General features: G+C 70.3%; 15 protein-coding genes and 1 tRNA gene. 10 read left to right on the forward strand and 6 right to left on the reverse strand.

The features are described 5' to 3' along the window. Positions 1–82 precede the first annotated feature (82 nt). On the reverse strand, positions 83–721 hold the full coding sequence (gene upp, locus FBF36_RS00760) for a uracil phosphoribosyltransferase (protein ID WP_009394339.1): 639 nt from the start codon (positions 719–721) through the stop codon (positions 83–85). 320 nt (positions 722–1041) lie between these two features. Here upp and FBF36_RS00765 point away from each other — a divergent pair, with 320 nt between their 5' ends. Next, positions 1042–1905, forward strand: coding sequence for an aldo/keto reductase (locus FBF36_RS00765; RefSeq protein WP_009394337.1), 864 nt, complete (start codon positions 1042–1044; stop codon positions 1903–1905). A gap of 74 nt (positions 1906–1979) precedes the next feature. On the opposite strand, the gene betT is transcribed toward FBF36_RS00765, so the two are convergent. After that, a complete protein-coding gene (gene betT, locus FBF36_RS00770) occupies positions 1980–4214 on the reverse strand; it encodes a choline BCCT transporter BetT (RefSeq protein ID WP_034491411.1) in 2235 nt (744 codons plus the stop codon). Positions 4215–4413: 199 nt separating this feature from the next. Between betT and FBF36_RS00775 the strand changes: the two genes are divergently transcribed. The 3 genes from FBF36_RS00775 to FBF36_RS00780 all read left to right on the forward strand — a co-directional run bounded on the left by FBF36_RS00775 (position 4414) and on the right by FBF36_RS00780 (position 5988). Then, a complete protein-coding gene (locus FBF36_RS00775) occupies positions 4414–5004 on the forward strand; it encodes a nucleoside deaminase (RefSeq protein ID WP_225792409.1) in 591 nt (196 codons plus the stop codon). A 106-nt stretch (positions 5005–5110) separates the two neighbouring features. After that, positions 5111–5199 (forward strand) — tRNA-Ser (locus FBF36_RS13195). Between the two features lie 324 nt (positions 5200–5523). Continuing rightward, positions 5524–5988 (forward strand): nuclear transport factor 2 family protein, encoded by a 465-nt coding sequence (locus tag FBF36_RS00780; RefSeq protein ID WP_009394826.1) that lies wholly within the window; start codon positions 5524–5526, stop codon positions 5986–5988. Positions 5989–6019: 31 nt separating this feature from the next. On the opposite strand, the gene FBF36_RS13635 is transcribed toward FBF36_RS00780, so the two are convergent. Both FBF36_RS13635 and FBF36_RS00790 read right to left on the reverse strand, forming a co-directional pair. After that, on the reverse strand, positions 6020–8935 hold the full coding sequence (locus FBF36_RS13635; protein WP_138136983.1) for an ATP-dependent RNA helicase: 2916 nt from the start codon (positions 8933–8935) through the stop codon (positions 6020–6022). Between the two features lie 160 nt (positions 8936–9095). After that, positions 9096–9464 (reverse strand): hypothetical protein, encoded by a 369-nt coding sequence (locus FBF36_RS00790; protein WP_009395013.1) that lies wholly within the window; start codon positions 9462–9464, stop codon positions 9096–9098. A gap of 289 nt (positions 9465–9753) precedes the next feature. Here FBF36_RS00790 and FBF36_RS00795 point away from each other — a divergent pair, with 289 nt between their 5' ends. From FBF36_RS00795 to FBF36_RS00815, 5 genes are all read left to right on the forward strand, one after another. Further along, complete coding sequence (locus tag FBF36_RS00795) at positions 9754–10149, forward strand: PTS sugar transporter (RefSeq protein WP_225792410.1); 396 nt, start codon at positions 9754–9756, stop codon at positions 10147–10149. A gap of 36 nt (positions 10150–10185) precedes the next feature. Beyond that, entirely contained in the window at positions 10186–10374 is a 189-nt protein-coding gene (locus FBF36_RS00800) for a helix-turn-helix transcriptional regulator (protein WP_009395015.1), read from the forward strand. Next, complete coding sequence (locus tag FBF36_RS00805) at positions 10367–10870, forward strand: hypothetical protein (RefSeq protein ID WP_225792411.1); 504 nt, start codon at positions 10367–10369, stop codon at positions 10868–10870. Before FBF36_RS00800 ends, FBF36_RS00805 begins: the two co-directional genes overlap by 8 nt. A gap of 262 nt (positions 10871–11132) precedes the next feature. Next, complete coding sequence (locus FBF36_RS00810) at positions 11133–11954, forward strand: purine-nucleoside phosphorylase (RefSeq protein ID WP_075376023.1); 822 nt, start codon at positions 11133–11135, stop codon at positions 11952–11954. A 67-nt stretch (positions 11955–12021) separates the two neighbouring features. After that, a complete protein-coding gene (locus tag FBF36_RS00815) occupies positions 12022–12756 on the forward strand; it encodes a glutamine amidotransferase (protein WP_009398631.1) in 735 nt (244 codons plus the stop codon). Between the two features lie 169 nt (positions 12757–12925). Here the strand turns inward: FBF36_RS00815 and FBF36_RS00820 are convergent, their stop codons facing one another. Then, on the reverse strand, positions 12926–13327 hold the full coding sequence (locus tag FBF36_RS00820; RefSeq protein WP_198283013.1) for a hypothetical protein: 402 nt from the start codon (positions 13325–13327) through the stop codon (positions 12926–12928). A gap of 577 nt (positions 13328–13904) precedes the next feature. On the opposite strand from FBF36_RS00820, the gene FBF36_RS00825 reads away from it, so the two are divergent. Further along, positions 13905–14591: an SDR family oxidoreductase gene (locus tag FBF36_RS00825; RefSeq protein WP_009398635.1), complete on the forward strand. Its 687-nt coding sequence runs from the start codon at positions 13905–13907 to the stop codon at positions 14589–14591. 199 nt (positions 14592–14790) lie between these two features. On the opposite strand, the gene FBF36_RS00830 is transcribed toward FBF36_RS00825, so the two are convergent. Beyond that, positions 14791–15093: a hypothetical protein gene (locus tag FBF36_RS00830; RefSeq protein WP_009398636.1), complete on the reverse strand. Its 303-nt coding sequence runs from the start codon at positions 15091–15093 to the stop codon at positions 14791–14793. Positions 15094–15120 lie beyond the last annotated feature (27 nt).

The raw sequence follows: 15120 nt of genomic DNA on the forward strand, positions 1-15120 counted from the left end.
GGGTGAGTTCGAACCGTAGGAGGAACCGCTGCTGTCGTCGGGCTGCGGGACACTGGAGGAGGCAGTCGGACGGGGGCGCGATTCAGTCGACGATGCCGTAAAGGCGGTCCCCGGCGTCGCCGAGACCGGGGACGATGTAGGCGTGCTCGTTGAGCCGCTCGTCCACCCCGGCGGTCACCACCGTGACGTTCGCGCGCTCGCCGACCGCCTCCTCCAGCGTCTTGACCCCCTCGGGGGCGGCGATGAGGCACAGCGCGGTGACATCGCGCGCCCCGCGCTCAAGCAGGTAGTCGATGGCGGCCACGAGGGTGTGGCCGGTGGCGAGCATGGGGTCGACGACGAAGCACTGGCGGCCTGAGAGGTCGTCGGGCAGGCGGTTGGCGTAGGTCTCCACCTCCAGGGTGTCCTCGTCGCGCTTCATCCCCAGGAAGCCGACCTCCGCCGTGGGCAGCAGGCGGGTCATGCCCTCGAGCATCCCCAGGCCCGCGCGCAGGATCGGCACCACGATCGGCCGCGGGGCGGCCAGGCGGCGGCACTGGGCCGGCGCCACGGGGGTGCGGATCTCCACCTCCTCGGTGCGCACCTCACGGGTGGCCTCGTAGGCGAGCAGGGTGACGAGCTCGTCCACCAGCTGGCGGAAGACCGCCGACGGAGTCCTCTCGTCACGCAGGACGGAGAGCTTGTGGTCGATGAGAGGGTGATCGGCAACGTGGAGGCGCATGGGGACAGCCTAATCCCGCAGCCCAGGCCGTACCCTCACAACGCGCGCCGGCCTCGTCCGCGCTCACGGCGTGGCCACGTCGCCCCGGCGGGCTGGAAGCAGCGCCGGTGTCCGAGTCTCCGCCGAGGTCCCGTTGTGTTGGACACTGGGCCGTTTTAGTTCCCGGTGACCACGGTTCTGTGCGGCCAGGTTCAGGCCCAGACACGTGGCCGGGGTCGGGACGGCGCGCGCACGCGGGTTGGGCCGGGGGCGAACGGGGCTGACGTCGCGCCCGCCTGCGGGGCTAGGTTGCCGTCACCGACCGCATCGAAGGAGAACTCATGGCCAACGGCACTGCCCCCACCATCACTCTCAACAACGGCGTGGACATCCCGCAGATCGGCTACGGCGTCTTCCTGACCCCGCCGGAGGAGACCGAGCGGGCCGTGCTCGAGGCCTTCGAGGTCGGTTACCGGCACGTCGACACCGCCCAGGCCTACCGCAACGAGGAGGGCGTGGGCGCGGCCGTCGCTGCCAGTGGACTGCCCCGCGAGGACATCTTCGTCACTACCAAGGTGTGGATCTCCAACGCCGGGGACGAGCGCGCCGCCCGCTCCATCGACGGCTCGCTGCGCCGCCTGGGCACCGACTACATCGACCTGCTGCTCGTCCACCAGCCCTTCGGCGACTACTACGGCACCTACCGCGCCATGGAGAAGGCCCTGGCCGCCGGCAAGGTCCGCGCCATCGGCGTCTCCAACTTCTTCCCCGACCGGTTCATGGATCTGGCGCAGCACGTCGAGGTGCCTCCGGCCGTCAACCAGATGGAGACCCACGTCTTCAGCCAGCAGGCCGACAACCGCGCCTGGTACGCCAAGTACGGCACCGCCCTGGAGTCCTGGGGGCCGCTGGCCCAGGGCCGCAACAACATCTTCACCCACCCGGTGCTCACCGAGGTCGGCGAGAAGTACGGCAAGACCGCCGCCCAGGTGGCCCTGCGCTACCTCATCCAGCTGGACATCATCGTCATCCCCAAGACGGTCCACCGCGAGCGCATGATCACCAACCTCGACGTCACCGACTTCCAGCTCGACGACGCCGACATGCGGACCATCGCCGCCCTCGACGAGGGGCAGGGCGTCGTCAACCACTACGACCCCGCCTTCCAGGAGCGCCTCGCCTCCTACACGGTCGAGGCGGACTGACCCCCGGCAGCCCCCCGGCAGCGCGGAACGTCTCCGGCGGTGGAAGACCGGAGAGGGGCGCGGCCGAGCGCGTCTCAGAGCCGGCGCGAGTACCGGGACTCGGTCTTCTCGGAGGTGCCCACGTACTCCAGCCAGCGCTCGTAGTGGTCGAGGACGTCGTGCGCCACCTGGTCGGAGTTCCAGTCGACGACGTCGTAGCCCTGGCCGCCGCTGTGCGGGCGCACCTCGAGGCGCACCGTGAGGTCGTCGGCCTCGTGGACGGCGAAGCCGTAGGTGGGCACCGGTGTGACCACCATGCGCACCACGTAGCGGAAGGAGTCGATGGAGCTGGACTGCTCCTCGCCGCTGTCGGTGGCCGGGTGGGAGGCGACTACCAGGCTGGCGCGCCCCAGGAAGGTGCGCTCGTCGTCGGGGTCCTGGGCCTCGGGGCCCTCGACGAAGACCTCGGCGGAGACGTTCTCCTTGCGCAGCTCGGTGGCCACCGCCTCTAGGGCCGGCACGATGCGCCGCTCCATGGCGTTGCCGGCCTCGTCGGGGGACACCGAGTTGAGGGTGTGTGCCAGGCGCTCGCGCCAGGGCGTCTGCTCCAGCCCCGCGGCCGACCCGTTGAAGCCCAGGGCCCGGTTGCGGTCGGCCCGGCTCAGGGCCTGGTTGTAGGTGTCCTCGGTGCTTAGGGAGCGCCACAGGGTGTACATGATGAGGATGAGGACCCCGGAGAAGGGCAGCGCCATGACGATGGTGGCCTGTTGCAGGATGGGGATGCCTCCGGCCACGAGCATGGCGATGGTGAGGATCCCGGTCAGGGTGGCCCAGAAGATCCGCAGCCAGGGGGCGGCGTCCTGGCGCGCCGAGCGGATGCGGCTGGAGAGGTTGGCCATGACCAGGGCGCCGGAGTCGGCGCTGGTGACGTAGAAGAGGATCCCGACGAACAGGGCCAGGGCGATGAGGATCTTCTGGCCCGGTAGGTGCTCCAGGAGCCAGTACAGCCCCTGCTCGGGTCGCTCCAGGGTGATGTCCCGGAACTCGCCGTTGCCGCGGATGACCAGGTCCAGGGCGTGGTTGCCGAAGATCGCCACCCACATGAGGATGTAGCAGAAGGGCAGCAGGAGGCTGCCGAGCACGAACTGGCGGATGGTGCGGCCGCGTGAGATGCGGGCCAGGAACATGCCCACGAAGGCCGCCCACGCGATCCACCAGGCCCAGAAGAACAGGGTCCAGGCGTTGAGCCAGTCCTCGGGCCGGTTGTAGGCGTAGGTCTCCAGCGTCAGCTGCGGGAAGCGGGTGAAGAAGTCCCCGATGGAGCCGATGAGCGCGTCGATGAGGAAGGCGGCGTCACCGGTGACGAGCACCCATAGGGCCAGGCCGATGGCCAGCAGCACGTTGATGGTGGACAGGACGCGCACGCCCCGGTCGACGCCGGAGACGGCCGAGACGGTGGCCATGACGACGGCCAGGGCGGTCAGTCCGATCTGGGTGGGGAAGCCCTGCGGCAGCCCGAACAGGATGTTGAGGGCCACGTTCAGCTGGACGACGCCGACCCCCAGTGAGGCCGCGATGCCGAAGACCCCGCCGACCAGCGCCGCGGCGTCGACGATGTCACCGATGACGCCCTCGGTGTGCCGCCCCAGCAGCGGGCGCAGGGTGGAGCGCAGCGTGAGCGTGTCGCGGCGTCGGTAGGCGAAGTAGGCCATGGCCAGACCCACCAGGGCGTACAGGCCCCAGCCGGAGATGCCGTAGTGGAACAGGGACAGGACGATGGCCTCGCGGGCGCGGTCGGCCTGGGGAGTGGCCTGGGCGTCGCCGGTGGGCGGGTGCACGTACTGGTCGACCGGTTCGGCGACGGCGAAGAACAGGATCTCGGTGCCGATGCCGGCGGCGAAGAGCATGGCCGTCCAGGCGAAGGTGGAGAAGTCCGGCGTCGAGTTGTCCGGGCCCAGGCGGATGCGCCCGAACCGGGAGAAGGCCAGGGTCAGGATGAAGACGAGCGCGGCCGTGATGAGCAGGATGTAGAAGGAGCCGAACCATCGGCTCGTCCAGGTCACGGCCGCCCCGAAGGCGCTCTTGACGACGTCGGGGACCACGATCGCGGCCAGGGCGACGATCGCGATGATGGTGGCCGACACGAAGAACACCACCGGGTTGAGGGGCTGCTTGCCCGGCAGCTTGCCGAGCAGTGCGCCGGGGAGGGAGCCGCTGGGGAGCCGTAGCGGTGAGAGGCGGTCCGACGACGGGGCCGGCGGGGAGGAGCCCTCTGAGGGGTCGCCTGCTGCGGGCTCGCTCTTATCGCTCGATTCGGGGGACCGGCTCACCGACCTGCTCCGTTCTTCATGGGGGTCTTCACGGGGTCTTCACGGGGTCTTCGTGGGGTTTGGGGCGCTGGCCCCGGGCGCGCCCGGGGGCGTTGGGGTTGCCTCGATACCGGGAGCGAGGCGCCGGGGACCGGTGGGGGCGGGGTGGCTGTCTGAGCCCGGGCATGTTGTGGGGAGCCTATAACGAGATAATGAACTCGTGACGTCCTCACCTTCTGCTCAGCCGCCGAGCACCTCCGGCCCGGGCTCTGACGCCGGCGCACTCGGTGGGCAGGCGGGTGTCGCCCGGGGGCGGGCCGGCGGCGCGGTCGTCGGCTCGGCTGCCAGTCCGGCCGCCACCCCGGCCATCGACGCCGCCATGGTGCGCGCCCTGGAGCTGGCCCGCGCGGCCGGTGAGGTGGGGGAGGTGCCGGTGGGCGCCGTCGTGCTCTCGCCGGACGGGACCGTCCTGGCCGAGGCCGCCAACGCCCGCGAGGCCGAGCACGATCCGACGGCGCACGCCGAGATCCGCGCCCTGCGCGCCGCCGGCGCCGCCCTGGGCGACTCCCACCTGGACGGCTGCACCCTCGTGGTCACCCTCGAGCCGTGCACCATGTGCGCCGGTGCGATCGTCCTGGCCCGGGTGGCCCGACTCGTCCTGGGGGCCTGGGAGCCCCGGACCGGGGCCTGCGGCTCGGTGCGCGACGTCGTGCGTGACACCCGCTCCAACCACCAGGTCGAGGTGCGCGCCGGCCTGCGCGCCCAGCAGTCCCAGGACCTTCTGACCGCCTTCTTCGCCGACCGCCGCTGACGGGGGCCCATCCGACCGGGCCAGCCGGGAGCGACGTCGGTCGTGACTGATACCGCAGGACGTCGCATTGGGGCGCGGGGCGACGTCCGTGTAACCTCATAGGCGAGGTAGCGTGTCCGAGCGGCCGAAGGTGCAGATCTCGAAAGTCTGTGTGGTTCATAGCCACCCTGGGTTCGAATCCCAGCGCTACCGCCACCACGGGAGGGCCCGCCGTGCAGCCACGAGCTGCACGGCGGGCCCTCCCCGTTTCTTGCTTTGCCGTTGGCCGTTTTGATCAGGCCGCCGCCGGCTGATCGACGTCGTGAGATGCCCGTAATGCACGAGGGTGGGGTGCTACTGGGGGAGGGGTGGGTGCACTCCACGCGGTGCGGGGGCTCGTGCAGTACGCACAACCCCTGGCCAGTGCATTCCCACCTTCGTGGAGTAGACGCCTCATGTCGTTCGTACGACATGCCCGACCCGGCCGCAGGAACGCTCTTGGTCCCCCATATATTTGGCGTCGGGCCTTACTCTTAGCCTATGAGTCGCCGTCCCCACGAATCCCGCCCCCTGTCCCGTTCCCGCACCCAGGTCCGCCCGCACCCCCACGCCTCCGAGATCGCGCCCCGTGCGGCCGCCGACCTCTACTCACTCCTGTGCGACGCCATGGTCGCCGGTGACACCAAGGCGATCGACGCCCTGCTCACCGACTACTGCGTCCTGACCCACATGACCGGCTACCCCCAGCCCAAGGTCGAGTGGCTCGGCGACATCGCCAACGGCGCCATGCGCTACCACGACCACGAGGTGCTCTCCGTCCAGGCGGACACGATCGCCGGCTTCCCGGTGGTGCGCGGCCGCACCCGCACCACGGCCACCCTGTGGGGCGGGCGCGGCACCTGGAACCTTCAGATCGTCGGATACGTCGTGCCCGACGCCGACCCCGACACCGAGCGCAACCCCACAGGCTTCCGCTTCAGCCGCCTGGACGCCTCCACCTGGTGACTCCTCGCCGCACGGTGGGCTTCGCCCCCGCCTACCGACGCCGCCCGGTCCCCCTCGTGGCGGGCGCGTTCCACGGGTCCTCCGGCCAGGCGTGCTTGGGGTAGCGGCCCCGCATCTCGGCGCGCACCTGCGGATAGCCCTGCTCCCAGAAGGAGGCCAGGTCGTCGGTGACCGCCACGGGACGGCGCGCCGGCGACAGGAGGTGCAGCAGCACCGCCACCCTGCCCTCGACGATCCGCGGCGTGGCCGCCCACCCGAAGCACTCCTGGACCCGCACCGCCAGCACCGGCCGACCCGCCCGCCCGGCGTCGGCCGAGCCCGCTGAGCCCGCGGCACCGGCCGAGCCGCCGACCATCGCGGTGTAGTCCACCCGCACCTGTGAGCCCGAGGGAACCTCCAGACGCTCAGGCACCAGCTCGTCCAGGCGCGCCGCCTGCGGCCACGGCAGCAGCGCCCGCAGCGCCTGGGCCACGTCCAGCCGCTCCAGGCTGAAACGCCGGCCCCCCGAGCCCGACGACGCCGACCCGCCCGACTGCCCGACCAGGCTCATCACCGCCGGTGCCAGCCACTCCTCGGCCCGCTCCGCCAGGGCCGCATCACTCATATCCGGCCAGGGCTCACCCAGGTGCTCATGCAGCAGGGCCAGGCGGGCGCGCAGGCCGCGAGCCTCCTCATCCCACGGCAGCACGTCCAGGCCGGCATCGGCCCCCTCGGCGCGCACCTGTGCGACGACGGCGCCCGCCACCTGATTCGGACCCGGCAGCGGCCCCGGGGTGGTGGCGAGCGTGATGGCCCCCAGGCGGCGCAGACGCTCCGTGCGCAGCCGCCCGCCCTCCCAGACGGCGCGCTCCTCCTCGGCCAGCCAGGCCCCGGCCAGCTCCAGGGCCGTCCGCTCATCGAGGGGCGCCGCGGCCCGGACAAGTGCGTCCCCACGCCCACCGGTCAGGTCCACGCCCGCCACCGCCAGCCACTCGGACTCCGCCAGTGCCGAGCCCGCCGGCAGGCGCAGCCCGGTCCCGGCGACGCTCGCGTAGTGCGCCTCCTTGCCCGCCCGGGGAGCCGGCCCCCGACGTCGCGCGATCCACTGCGGCTGCGCCGTCCCGGCCACCAGCGCCACCGCCGACTCCAGGTCACCTGACGCGGTCTCCTCACCACTCCCGGACCGGCGAGCGCCTCCGCCGACGCCGTCGGGCCTCCCCGCGACATCCCGGCCGCGGCCCGTGGCCGGCGAGCCCGACCCACTCGTCGCGCTCGGTGCCTGCGGGGTTGCGCTCGTGGAGACCGGGTCCTCGGTGTGCTCCAGCTGCTCGGAGACGGAGCGCCGGCAGGCCTGCTCCAGTCGGCGCGCCTCCGCCTTCCACGCCCCCGACCCGGCCCCGCCGCTGCGCACATGTCGGGCCAGTGCCGTCAGGTCCCCGCCGGGCGCACGCAGGTCGGCGGTCAGCAGCGCCGTAGCCCGGGCCGCCCGTCGCGCCCCCAGCACCGGTGCCGTCGCCAGCAGGGCCCGCGCCTCCCGCACGTCCGCCGGCAGACCGGCCACCGCCCGCCCCAGGGGCGTCACGCCATCTCCTCCGGCCAGGCCCAGGCGCTCCAACGCCTCCCGGGCGGCCCCCAGCGCAGCAGCCGGCGGCTCATCCACCCAGGCCAGACCCGCGCCGTCGGGCACGCCCCACACGGCCAGCTCCAGGGCCGCACCGGTGAGGTCGGCCGAGAGGATCTCCGGGGTCGGAGCCAGCGGCGAGCGCGCCCAGTCCGTCGGCGAGCAGCAGCGGTAGACGACGCCGGGACCCTCGCGACCCGCACGCCCGGCCCGCTGCACCCCGGCCGCCCGCGAGACCCCCACCGTCACCAGGCCACTCATGGAGCGGGCCACGTCCAGGCGCGGCTCGCGCGCCAGCGTGGAGTCCACCACCACCCGCACCCCGGGCACCGTCAACGACGACTCCGCCACGTTCGTGGCCACCACGACGCGCCGCCGCCCCGCCGGGCTCAGGGCCAGGGCCGCGTCCTGGGCGCTCGCGGGCAGGCGGCCGTGCAGCGGCAGGACGTCCACGCCCGCAGGAACCGCGCCGCGCAGGCGGGAGACGACGCCGTCGACCTCGCGGGCGCCGGGCAGGAAGACCAGGACGTCACCGGAGCGCTCGGCCAGGGCCCGCTCCACGGTGGCGGCGACGTGGGCGAGGAACTCCCGCGGCACCCCGCGCGGCCCCAGGCGACCGGTGCGCCCCGGCGGCGCCCACACCTCTTCGAGAGGGTGGAGTCGGCCGGGCACCTCCACCAGCGGGGCGGGGTCGTCCGACGAGCCGCCCAGGATGGGGCGCAGGCGGTCGGCGTCGAGCGTGGCGGACATGGCCACGAGGGTGAGGTCCTCGCGCAGGGCGGCACGCGCGTCCGTCAGAAGGGCCAGGAGCAGGTCGCTGTCCAAGGAGCGCTCGTGGACCTCGTCGAGGATGACGGCGTTGATGCCGGCCAGCTCCGGGTCCCGTTGGAGACGGCGCAGAAGGAGACCGGCGGTGACGACCTCGATCCGCGTGTCCGGGCCGGCGCGCCGCTCCCCGCGCACCGCGTATCCGACGGTGCCGCCGACCCCCTCCCCCAGGAGGTCGGCCAGGCGGCGGGCGGCCGCGCGGGCGGCGATGCGCCGTGGCTGGGTGACGACGACGCGGCCCGGCCCGCGTTCCGGGGCGCGTTGCGGGGTGCCGGCAGGGACGTTGGTCAGGACGTCGGCCAGGAGCGGCGGGATGAGTGTCGTCTTACCGGTGCCGGGCGGGGCGGTGAGGACCAGGCAGGGGGCGACGTCGTCAGAACCGGAAGGGGCGGGGCGAAGGCGCTCGCGCAGCTCGGGCAGAACCCCGACCACCGGCAGGTCCGGGGGCGAGGAGAGCAGTGCCCCGATGGGGTCGGTCTGCGAAGGCTGCGTGCGGCCCTGCGGCCCGGTACGAGTCATGCCCTGATTGTGCCCGGTGAGGGAGCGGCCGTAGGTGCGGGGCCGACGTCGGACCGCCTGAGGGGTGCTGAGCAGCAGAAGGCCTCCGGCCGACGGAGGACCGGAGGCGCAGTGGGTGGACAGGGATGAGATGAGAGGGGAGGCGCGCAGGTGCCGGCGGCTACCTCACGCTCATGAGGATGTCTCGCGACTGCAGCGCGTCGGCGAGCTTCTCGGAGTACTCGGCGTGGGCCTTGACGGCCTTGCGCATACCCAGGGCGCCGCCGATGAAGGCCGACCCCGTCGAGGAGAGGTAACGCACCAGGGTCTCGCCGTGCGGTCCGGTCCCGAACTGAAGGTTCTGCGAGAGATAGAAGTTGCTGCCCATGAGCGCGCCGAAGGAGATGGACATGCCCCTCTTACCGCGGGAGATCTGGAGGGTGTCGGCGGAGAAGGGGGCGACGGTCCAGCCCTCCTGAGTGAAGAACTCCGTAACGATTGATCGAACTTGATCGATTAGTGCATTAATGGTGTACATGCGCTCAACCATGGTGGGATAGTAGGTGACACTCCTTTGTCCTTGCACATCACGTGCAATAACGTTTGCGTGAAGGTGGTGCGCCGCCTGGACTGCACGCAGATCGACAGAATCTTCAGAATCGACCCGGAGCCGCGTCGATTCTGAAGTTTTTGTCGGTGAGTGCGGGGTGGGTGCCGGCGGCCCGGATTTTCCGAGTGAAGCACGCTTGACATGGTGCGTCCTGTCAAGCACACTAGACATGTCAAGCAAACATGACACCCTCTCTCGGGGGTGAGTGGCTATTCAAGGGATGATCGCCATGTTCTCCGCCGTCTCCGCTTCTCCTGCCCTGGCCGCCGCGTCGTCGACCTCCTCCGGTGTCACCTTCGTCGCCGGGGTGGTTGGCGGCCTTGTCGCCGGGATCGTCCTCTATCTGCTCGTCTACCGGTACTCGGCTCGCCGTCTGCCCGAGGTCCGTGCCGAGGAGGCGCCCGAGCTCCTCAAGAAGCTCGGCGCGCAGCAAGCCGGTCTCGTCTGCTCCCTCCCCACCGGAATCGTGGTGGGCTTCGTGTTCCCAGCGGGTGGTCATGTCTCCTCCGGACCACTTCTGCTGGTCGTTCACCTCATCGGCGCCGCCCTGGTCAGCGTGTCCATCATCGGTGTCGCGTGGCTGTCACCGAGACTGCGTGCCGTCCGGAACGCGGCTGCGGCATGAGCCGATTGTCTCGCCGCGCCCCGGGCGGTGAGGACCATGGATAACGACGTGCGCGGCCTGCGCGAGGCCCGCGGTCTCACTCAGGCCCAGCTCGGAGCCGCCCTGGGCGTCTCCAGACAGAGCATCAACTCCATCGAGAAGGGCAAGTACGACCCCTCCCTTCCCTTGGCCATCGCCATTGCCCGCTACTTCGAGACCACTGTTGAGGAGATCTTCCATGTCTGAGTCAGAGCCCACGCCCACTCCTTCCTCCGCTGCGGCCACCGGTTCGTCCTCCTCCGGTTCGACGTCGAGTGCTCGGGAGGGCCTGAAGGCCACCAGACCTCGGCCGCCCGCCGTCGGGCGCATGGCCTACGTTGTCGTCGTCGTGATCCTTCTGTGGGTGGCGGCGTTGACGATCCCGATGTCCAACGGCTTCCTCTACGGTGGCGCCAGTGGGGCGTCGGCCATGATGCTCGTCTACGTCGCCCTGATCTTCGCCAAGAGGCGCGGATACGAGACCTTCTTCGTCCGTGAGCTCGAGAAGCGTGAGGACGAGCGGGACAGGGCCGCCTCGCAGCGGGCCTGGGCGCTCACCGGCGTCGTCGGCTTCTTCGGCAATGTTGTTGTTGGTGCCGTGGGTGCCTTCGGAGGGTCGATGAAGCCGGCCCTGGTTGTCGTCCTGTGGCTCCAGCTGGTGAGCTTCATCGGAGGGAACATCTACTTCAACCGCACGATGTAGATCGCGGAGGCGTGGCCGCACCGGGCCTGGTCGACCCCGTCTTCCGCCCTGCCCGCCGGCCCGCACACAGATCGACAGAATCTTCATAATCGACCCGGAGCCGCGTCGATTCTGAAGTTTTTGTTGGTGAGTGCGGAAGGGCCTCATCTCGGCGGCGGTCGCCGGCGTCTTCGCGTAGACTTCGCTCCACCCTGACCGGCTTCCAACGCCGGCCATCGTTCCCTGTCCCATCGCCCGACCCGGGCGCACCCGAGGAGAATCCATGGTCCAGCAGTCCGCCCCACCAGGAATCTGGGACGAGGACCCCGACGGCGCCTCCATCCTCCTGGCCACGGGTCGCGCCCGCCATGACCTCCTCGTCATCGCCGAGCCCGCCTTCCTGCGCGATCTCGACCAGGCCTGGGGCCGCCCATCGGCCCGTGTGCGCCTGTCCTTCCTGCCCGGTGTCCAGGCTCCAGGCGCTCCCGGCCAGGAGGACGCTCTCATGTCCTACGAGCGCGGTGGTCTCGGTGTTCTCGTCGCCCGCGGTCGCACCAGCATGTACGAGGGCGAGGCCGCACGCAGTGCGACGGCGCTGGCCCGCATCGCCAGTGGGGCCCGCCTGCGCGCCGCCCTGCTCGTCACCCGCGCCACACCGCTGCGCGGCTCCGGTGACGTGGCCGGAGGGCCGGCGCCGGGCCAGGTGCGCGTCGTCGCCGACCACCTCAACGTCTTCGGTGGCCCTCTCTTCCCGGCCGCCGGCATGGTCTCGGCGGGCTGGGACGCGAGGCTCACCGAGCGTCTGGGGGGCCTTCGCGGCGTGAGCGGCAGCTCCGTGGTCGCACTCGTGCCCGGGCCGCTGCGTCCGAGCCCGGCCGAGTCCCGCGCCCTGGCCTCCCTGGGTGCCGACGCCGCCGTCACCGACTCCGTGGCCGAGGCCATGGTCCTGGCCGCAAGGGGCGTGGCGGTCTCCGCCCTGACCTACCTCGACGCCCCGGCCGCCGGTGGGAACCTCGGGCAGGCGCAGCTCTCCCTGAGGCAGGCCTCCGGTGTCACCCTGGCCGCCGTCGAGGAGGTCCTCCGGGGCCTGCGGGCCGGCGCCTGAACGTGATTCTGGGAACGGCGTGGAGAAGGATGCTGCCCAGGCTGCCAGCCCCCGTTAAGGTCATCTCGTGAAACCCTTCCTCTTCCTGGCCACCCGTAGCGACGACGAGCCCGCCGACGCCGAGTACGAGGCATTCCTCAAGCGCACCGGCCTGGATGAGTCCACGCTCCGTCGCCTGCGCCTGGAGTCCCAGTCCCTGCCGCAGATCGACCTGGACGACTGGTCCGGAATCCTCGTGGGTGGCTCCCCCTTCAACGCCTCCACCCCGCCGGAGAAGAAGTCCGCCACCCAGAAGCGGGTCGAGGCCGAGCTCTCCGGACTGCTCGACCGCGTCGTCGCGGCCGACTTCCCCTTCTTCGGCGCCTGCTACGGCGTCGGCACGCTCGCCTGCCACCAGGGCGCCGTCGTCGACACCACCTACGGCGAGGCCGTCACCGCCCCCGAGGTCACTCTCACCGAGGCCGGCCTGGCCGACCCGATCTGCACCGGCGTCCCGAAGGTCTTCCAGGCCTTCGTCGCCCACAAGGAGGCGGTCACGACGCTGCCGCCCCATGCCGTCGTCCTGGGGGCCGGCCAGGCCTGCCCAGTCCAGATGTTCCGGATCGGGAGCAACCTGTACGCCACTCAGTTCCATCCCGAGCTCGACGGCGACTACCTCGCCCACCGGCTCGGCTTCTACGCCGGTCACGGCTACTTCGCTGACGACGAGCTCGCCGAGCTCCAGGCTCGCGTGCGCCTCGACGACGTCTCCGACTCCTGGAAGCTCCTGGCCAACTTCGTGTCCGTCCACGCCCGCGACTGACGGGCGCTGGAAGTCCGACGGGGTTGATCCGGGCTTCAGAGGATCAGGCGCCGGCCTGACGTCGCCCCAGCGGGGACGTGCGCCCTTGAGGGCTGTGTTCTGCTTCTGTTCTCACGGTTAAGGTTCCAGGCCGTCGTGGTTGCTCATCGGTGGATGCTCTGACGCGTTCTCAAGGCTGCTTCGGAGATGATTGAGGGAAGGTCTCTTCAATGAACGAGGCTATGTCCCAGTAACTCGGGTCGTACCACTCCATGAATGAGGGGGAGCCGTCATCGCCAAAGTGGAGCACGGTAAGAGCGTCATAAAAGACGAGCATATCGTCGAAGAGTGAGCTGTGATGCCCCTTCTCTTGTAGCGTCTGCTTGATGAGGGTGGGGGAGGAGGTGAGGCTGACTCCTTCGAGTGCGTCTCCTTCGACTGTGAGGAGAGACAGTATGATGGCCACACCATCTTTCATGTGGACGTGAATGACCCTCGTTGAGGTGCCCAGCTCGATCGTGCCGATGTGCACTTCATGCCCGGGAAATGATGACTCGTGAAGTCTGGTGCAGAGGTGCTGGTAGTACGTCAAGGGCTGTCCGGTTTGTATGCCCGGCGGTTCTCCTAGTCGCATACGAAGAGCCTAACAGGCGGAATGGCGGCTTTTAGAGACTCTGAAGAGGTGCATTCATCTGGGATACAACTATATCCCCGATGGGAGGTGCAGAGGTCCCCGCTCACATGCTTGGCCGGCCTGCGTCTCCGTGATGCAAGGACAGGATCGGCAGGGTCTTCGTCGGCTCTTGCTGGTTGCGGCCGATCTCGTCGCAGGTCCGATGCGGTCGGGGTGGTCCCGGGATGCCATCTCCGAGCGTCTACTCCACGAAGGTGGCAATGCACCGGCCAGGGGCTGTGCATACTGCACGAACCCCCGCACCTCATGACTACGCACAACCCTCTTCCAATGGCCTCCGCCCCTCGTGCAGTGCCCTCGCGCCGCGAGGGCGACTGGGGCAGCGGTCGACAGGTGCGCCCCGCCTCTGTGTCCCAGTTCGCCCAGCGCGGGAGGGGGTGCGTGCGGTGCGGGCGAGGTGAATGCTGGGGTACCCACCCGGGCCGAATCGTCTGATCGATCCCGAAAACCCAGGACATACAGAAAGGACTCGCGCATGTCCCGCATTGTCATGATCGGGGGCCACGGCAAGGTCGCGCTGCTGGCCTCCCCGCTGCTGGTGGACGCCGGCCACGAGGTCGTCTCCCTCATCCGCAACCCCGACCACTCCGCCGACGTCGCCGCCACCGGAGCCACCCCGCTGGTCCTGTCCGTCGAGGAAGCCGACGTCGCTGAGCTCACTCGGGTCTTCGCCGGTGCTGACGCGATCGTCTGGTCCGCCGGGGCCGGCGGCAAGGGCGGCCCGGAGCGCACCGACGCCGTCGACCGCGCCGCCGCCATCCGCTCCATGGAGGCCGCCGCCGCAGCCGGGGTCACGCGCTACGTCATGGTCTCCTTCCTCACCGCCTACGGCGAGGTTCCCGACGACCACCCGCTGCGCGCCTACGCCATTGCCAAGATCGCGGCAGACCGACACCTGCAGACCACCGACCTGGCCTGGACGATCCTGGGGCCGGGCCTGCTGACCCTGGATGAACCCACCGGTGCCATCACCGTGGCTCGCGTCCCCAAGGGCACCCCGACCTCGAAGGCACCGACGTCGCGTGGCAACGTGGCTCATGTCATCGCCGCCGTGCTCGCCGAGCCGGCCAGCATCGGCAAGGTCATCCCCTTCTACGACGGTGACACCCCCATCGCTCAGGCTGTTGCCGATGTGCCACAGGAGTACGCCGACCTGTCCTGACCGTCTTCCTGGTCAGCATGGTCCAGAACCTCCGGCCGAGCCTATCCGCGGGAGCGCGGGTCGGGACTGCCGCTGCCGACTGGACCGCTGTCAGCTCTGTCGAGTACCTCCTCCGCCGGTCTGTCAGTGTGTTGGCCCGTGCCCACCGTGGCGGGTACGGGCCAACGCGCGTCGTGAGGATCAGCTCATTGGGTGGGCACTACTTGCCGTCCGACATACTGCTGGCCGAGGGGGCGGGCGACATCTTGTCGTCGCTCATCTTGCCGTCCGACATGCTGTCGGGGGTGGCATTGTCGGCCATCTTCCCGTCGGACATCTTGGTGTCGGCGGTCTTACCGTCACTCATCTTGCCATCGGACATCTTGTTGTCGCTCATGGTGCCGCTGGGGGTGGAGGTCTGCTCCATCTTGTTCTTGTCGGCATTCGTGGAACCGCAGGCGGCGGTACCGACGGCGAGGGCGGCAACGAGCAGGGCGGCTGACACGATCTTGCGAGTACGCATGGGAGAACTCCTTGGTGACATGGGTAG

The sequence above is a fragment of the Actinomyces sp. oral taxon 171 str. F0337 genome, assembly GCF_005696555.1.
GTDB classification, from domain to species: domain Bacteria; phylum Actinomycetota; class Actinomycetes; order Actinomycetales; family Actinomycetaceae; genus Actinomyces; species Actinomyces oris_E.

Excerpts from the sequence above, each read along its gene's own strand:
- FBF36_RS00790 (WP_009395013.1), bottom strand. The coding sequence starts at position 9,464 with ATGGTTGAGCGCATGTACACCATTAATGCACTAATCGATCAAGTTCGA.
- FBF36_RS00810 (WP_075376023.1), top strand. The coding sequence starts at position 11,133 with ATGGTCCAGCAGTCCGCCCCACCAGGAATCTGGGACGAGGACCCCGAC.
- FBF36_RS00765 (WP_009394337.1), top strand. The coding sequence starts at position 1,042 with ATGGCCAACGGCACTGCCCCCACCATCACTCTCAACAACGGCGTGGAC.
- FBF36_RS00795 (WP_225792410.1), top strand. The coding sequence starts at position 9,754 with ATGTTCTCCGCCGTCTCCGCTTCTCCTGCCCTGGCCGCCGCGTCGTCG.
- FBF36_RS00825 (WP_009398635.1), top strand. The coding sequence starts at position 13,905 with ATGTCCCGCATTGTCATGATCGGGGGCCACGGCAAGGTCGCGCTGCTG.
- FBF36_RS13635 (WP_138136983.1), bottom strand. The coding sequence starts at position 8,935 with ATGACTCGTACCGGGCCGCAGGGCCGCACGCAGCCTTCGCAGACCGAC.
- FBF36_RS00780 (WP_009394826.1), top strand. The coding sequence starts at position 5,524 with ATGAGTCGCCGTCCCCACGAATCCCGCCCCCTGTCCCGTTCCCGCACC.
- FBF36_RS00830 (WP_009398636.1), bottom strand. The coding sequence starts at position 15,093 with ATGCGTACTCGCAAGATCGTGTCAGCCGCCCTGCTCGTTGCCGCCCTC.
- upp (WP_009394339.1), bottom strand. The coding sequence starts at position 721 with ATGCGCCTCCACGTTGCCGATCACCCTCTCATCGACCACAAGCTCTCC.
- FBF36_RS00800 (WP_009395015.1), top strand. The coding sequence starts at position 10,186 with ATGGATAACGACGTGCGCGGCCTGCGCGAGGCCCGCGGTCTCACTCAG.
- FBF36_RS00805 (WP_225792411.1), top strand. The coding sequence starts at position 10,367 with ATGTCTGAGTCAGAGCCCACGCCCACTCCTTCCTCCGCTGCGGCCACC.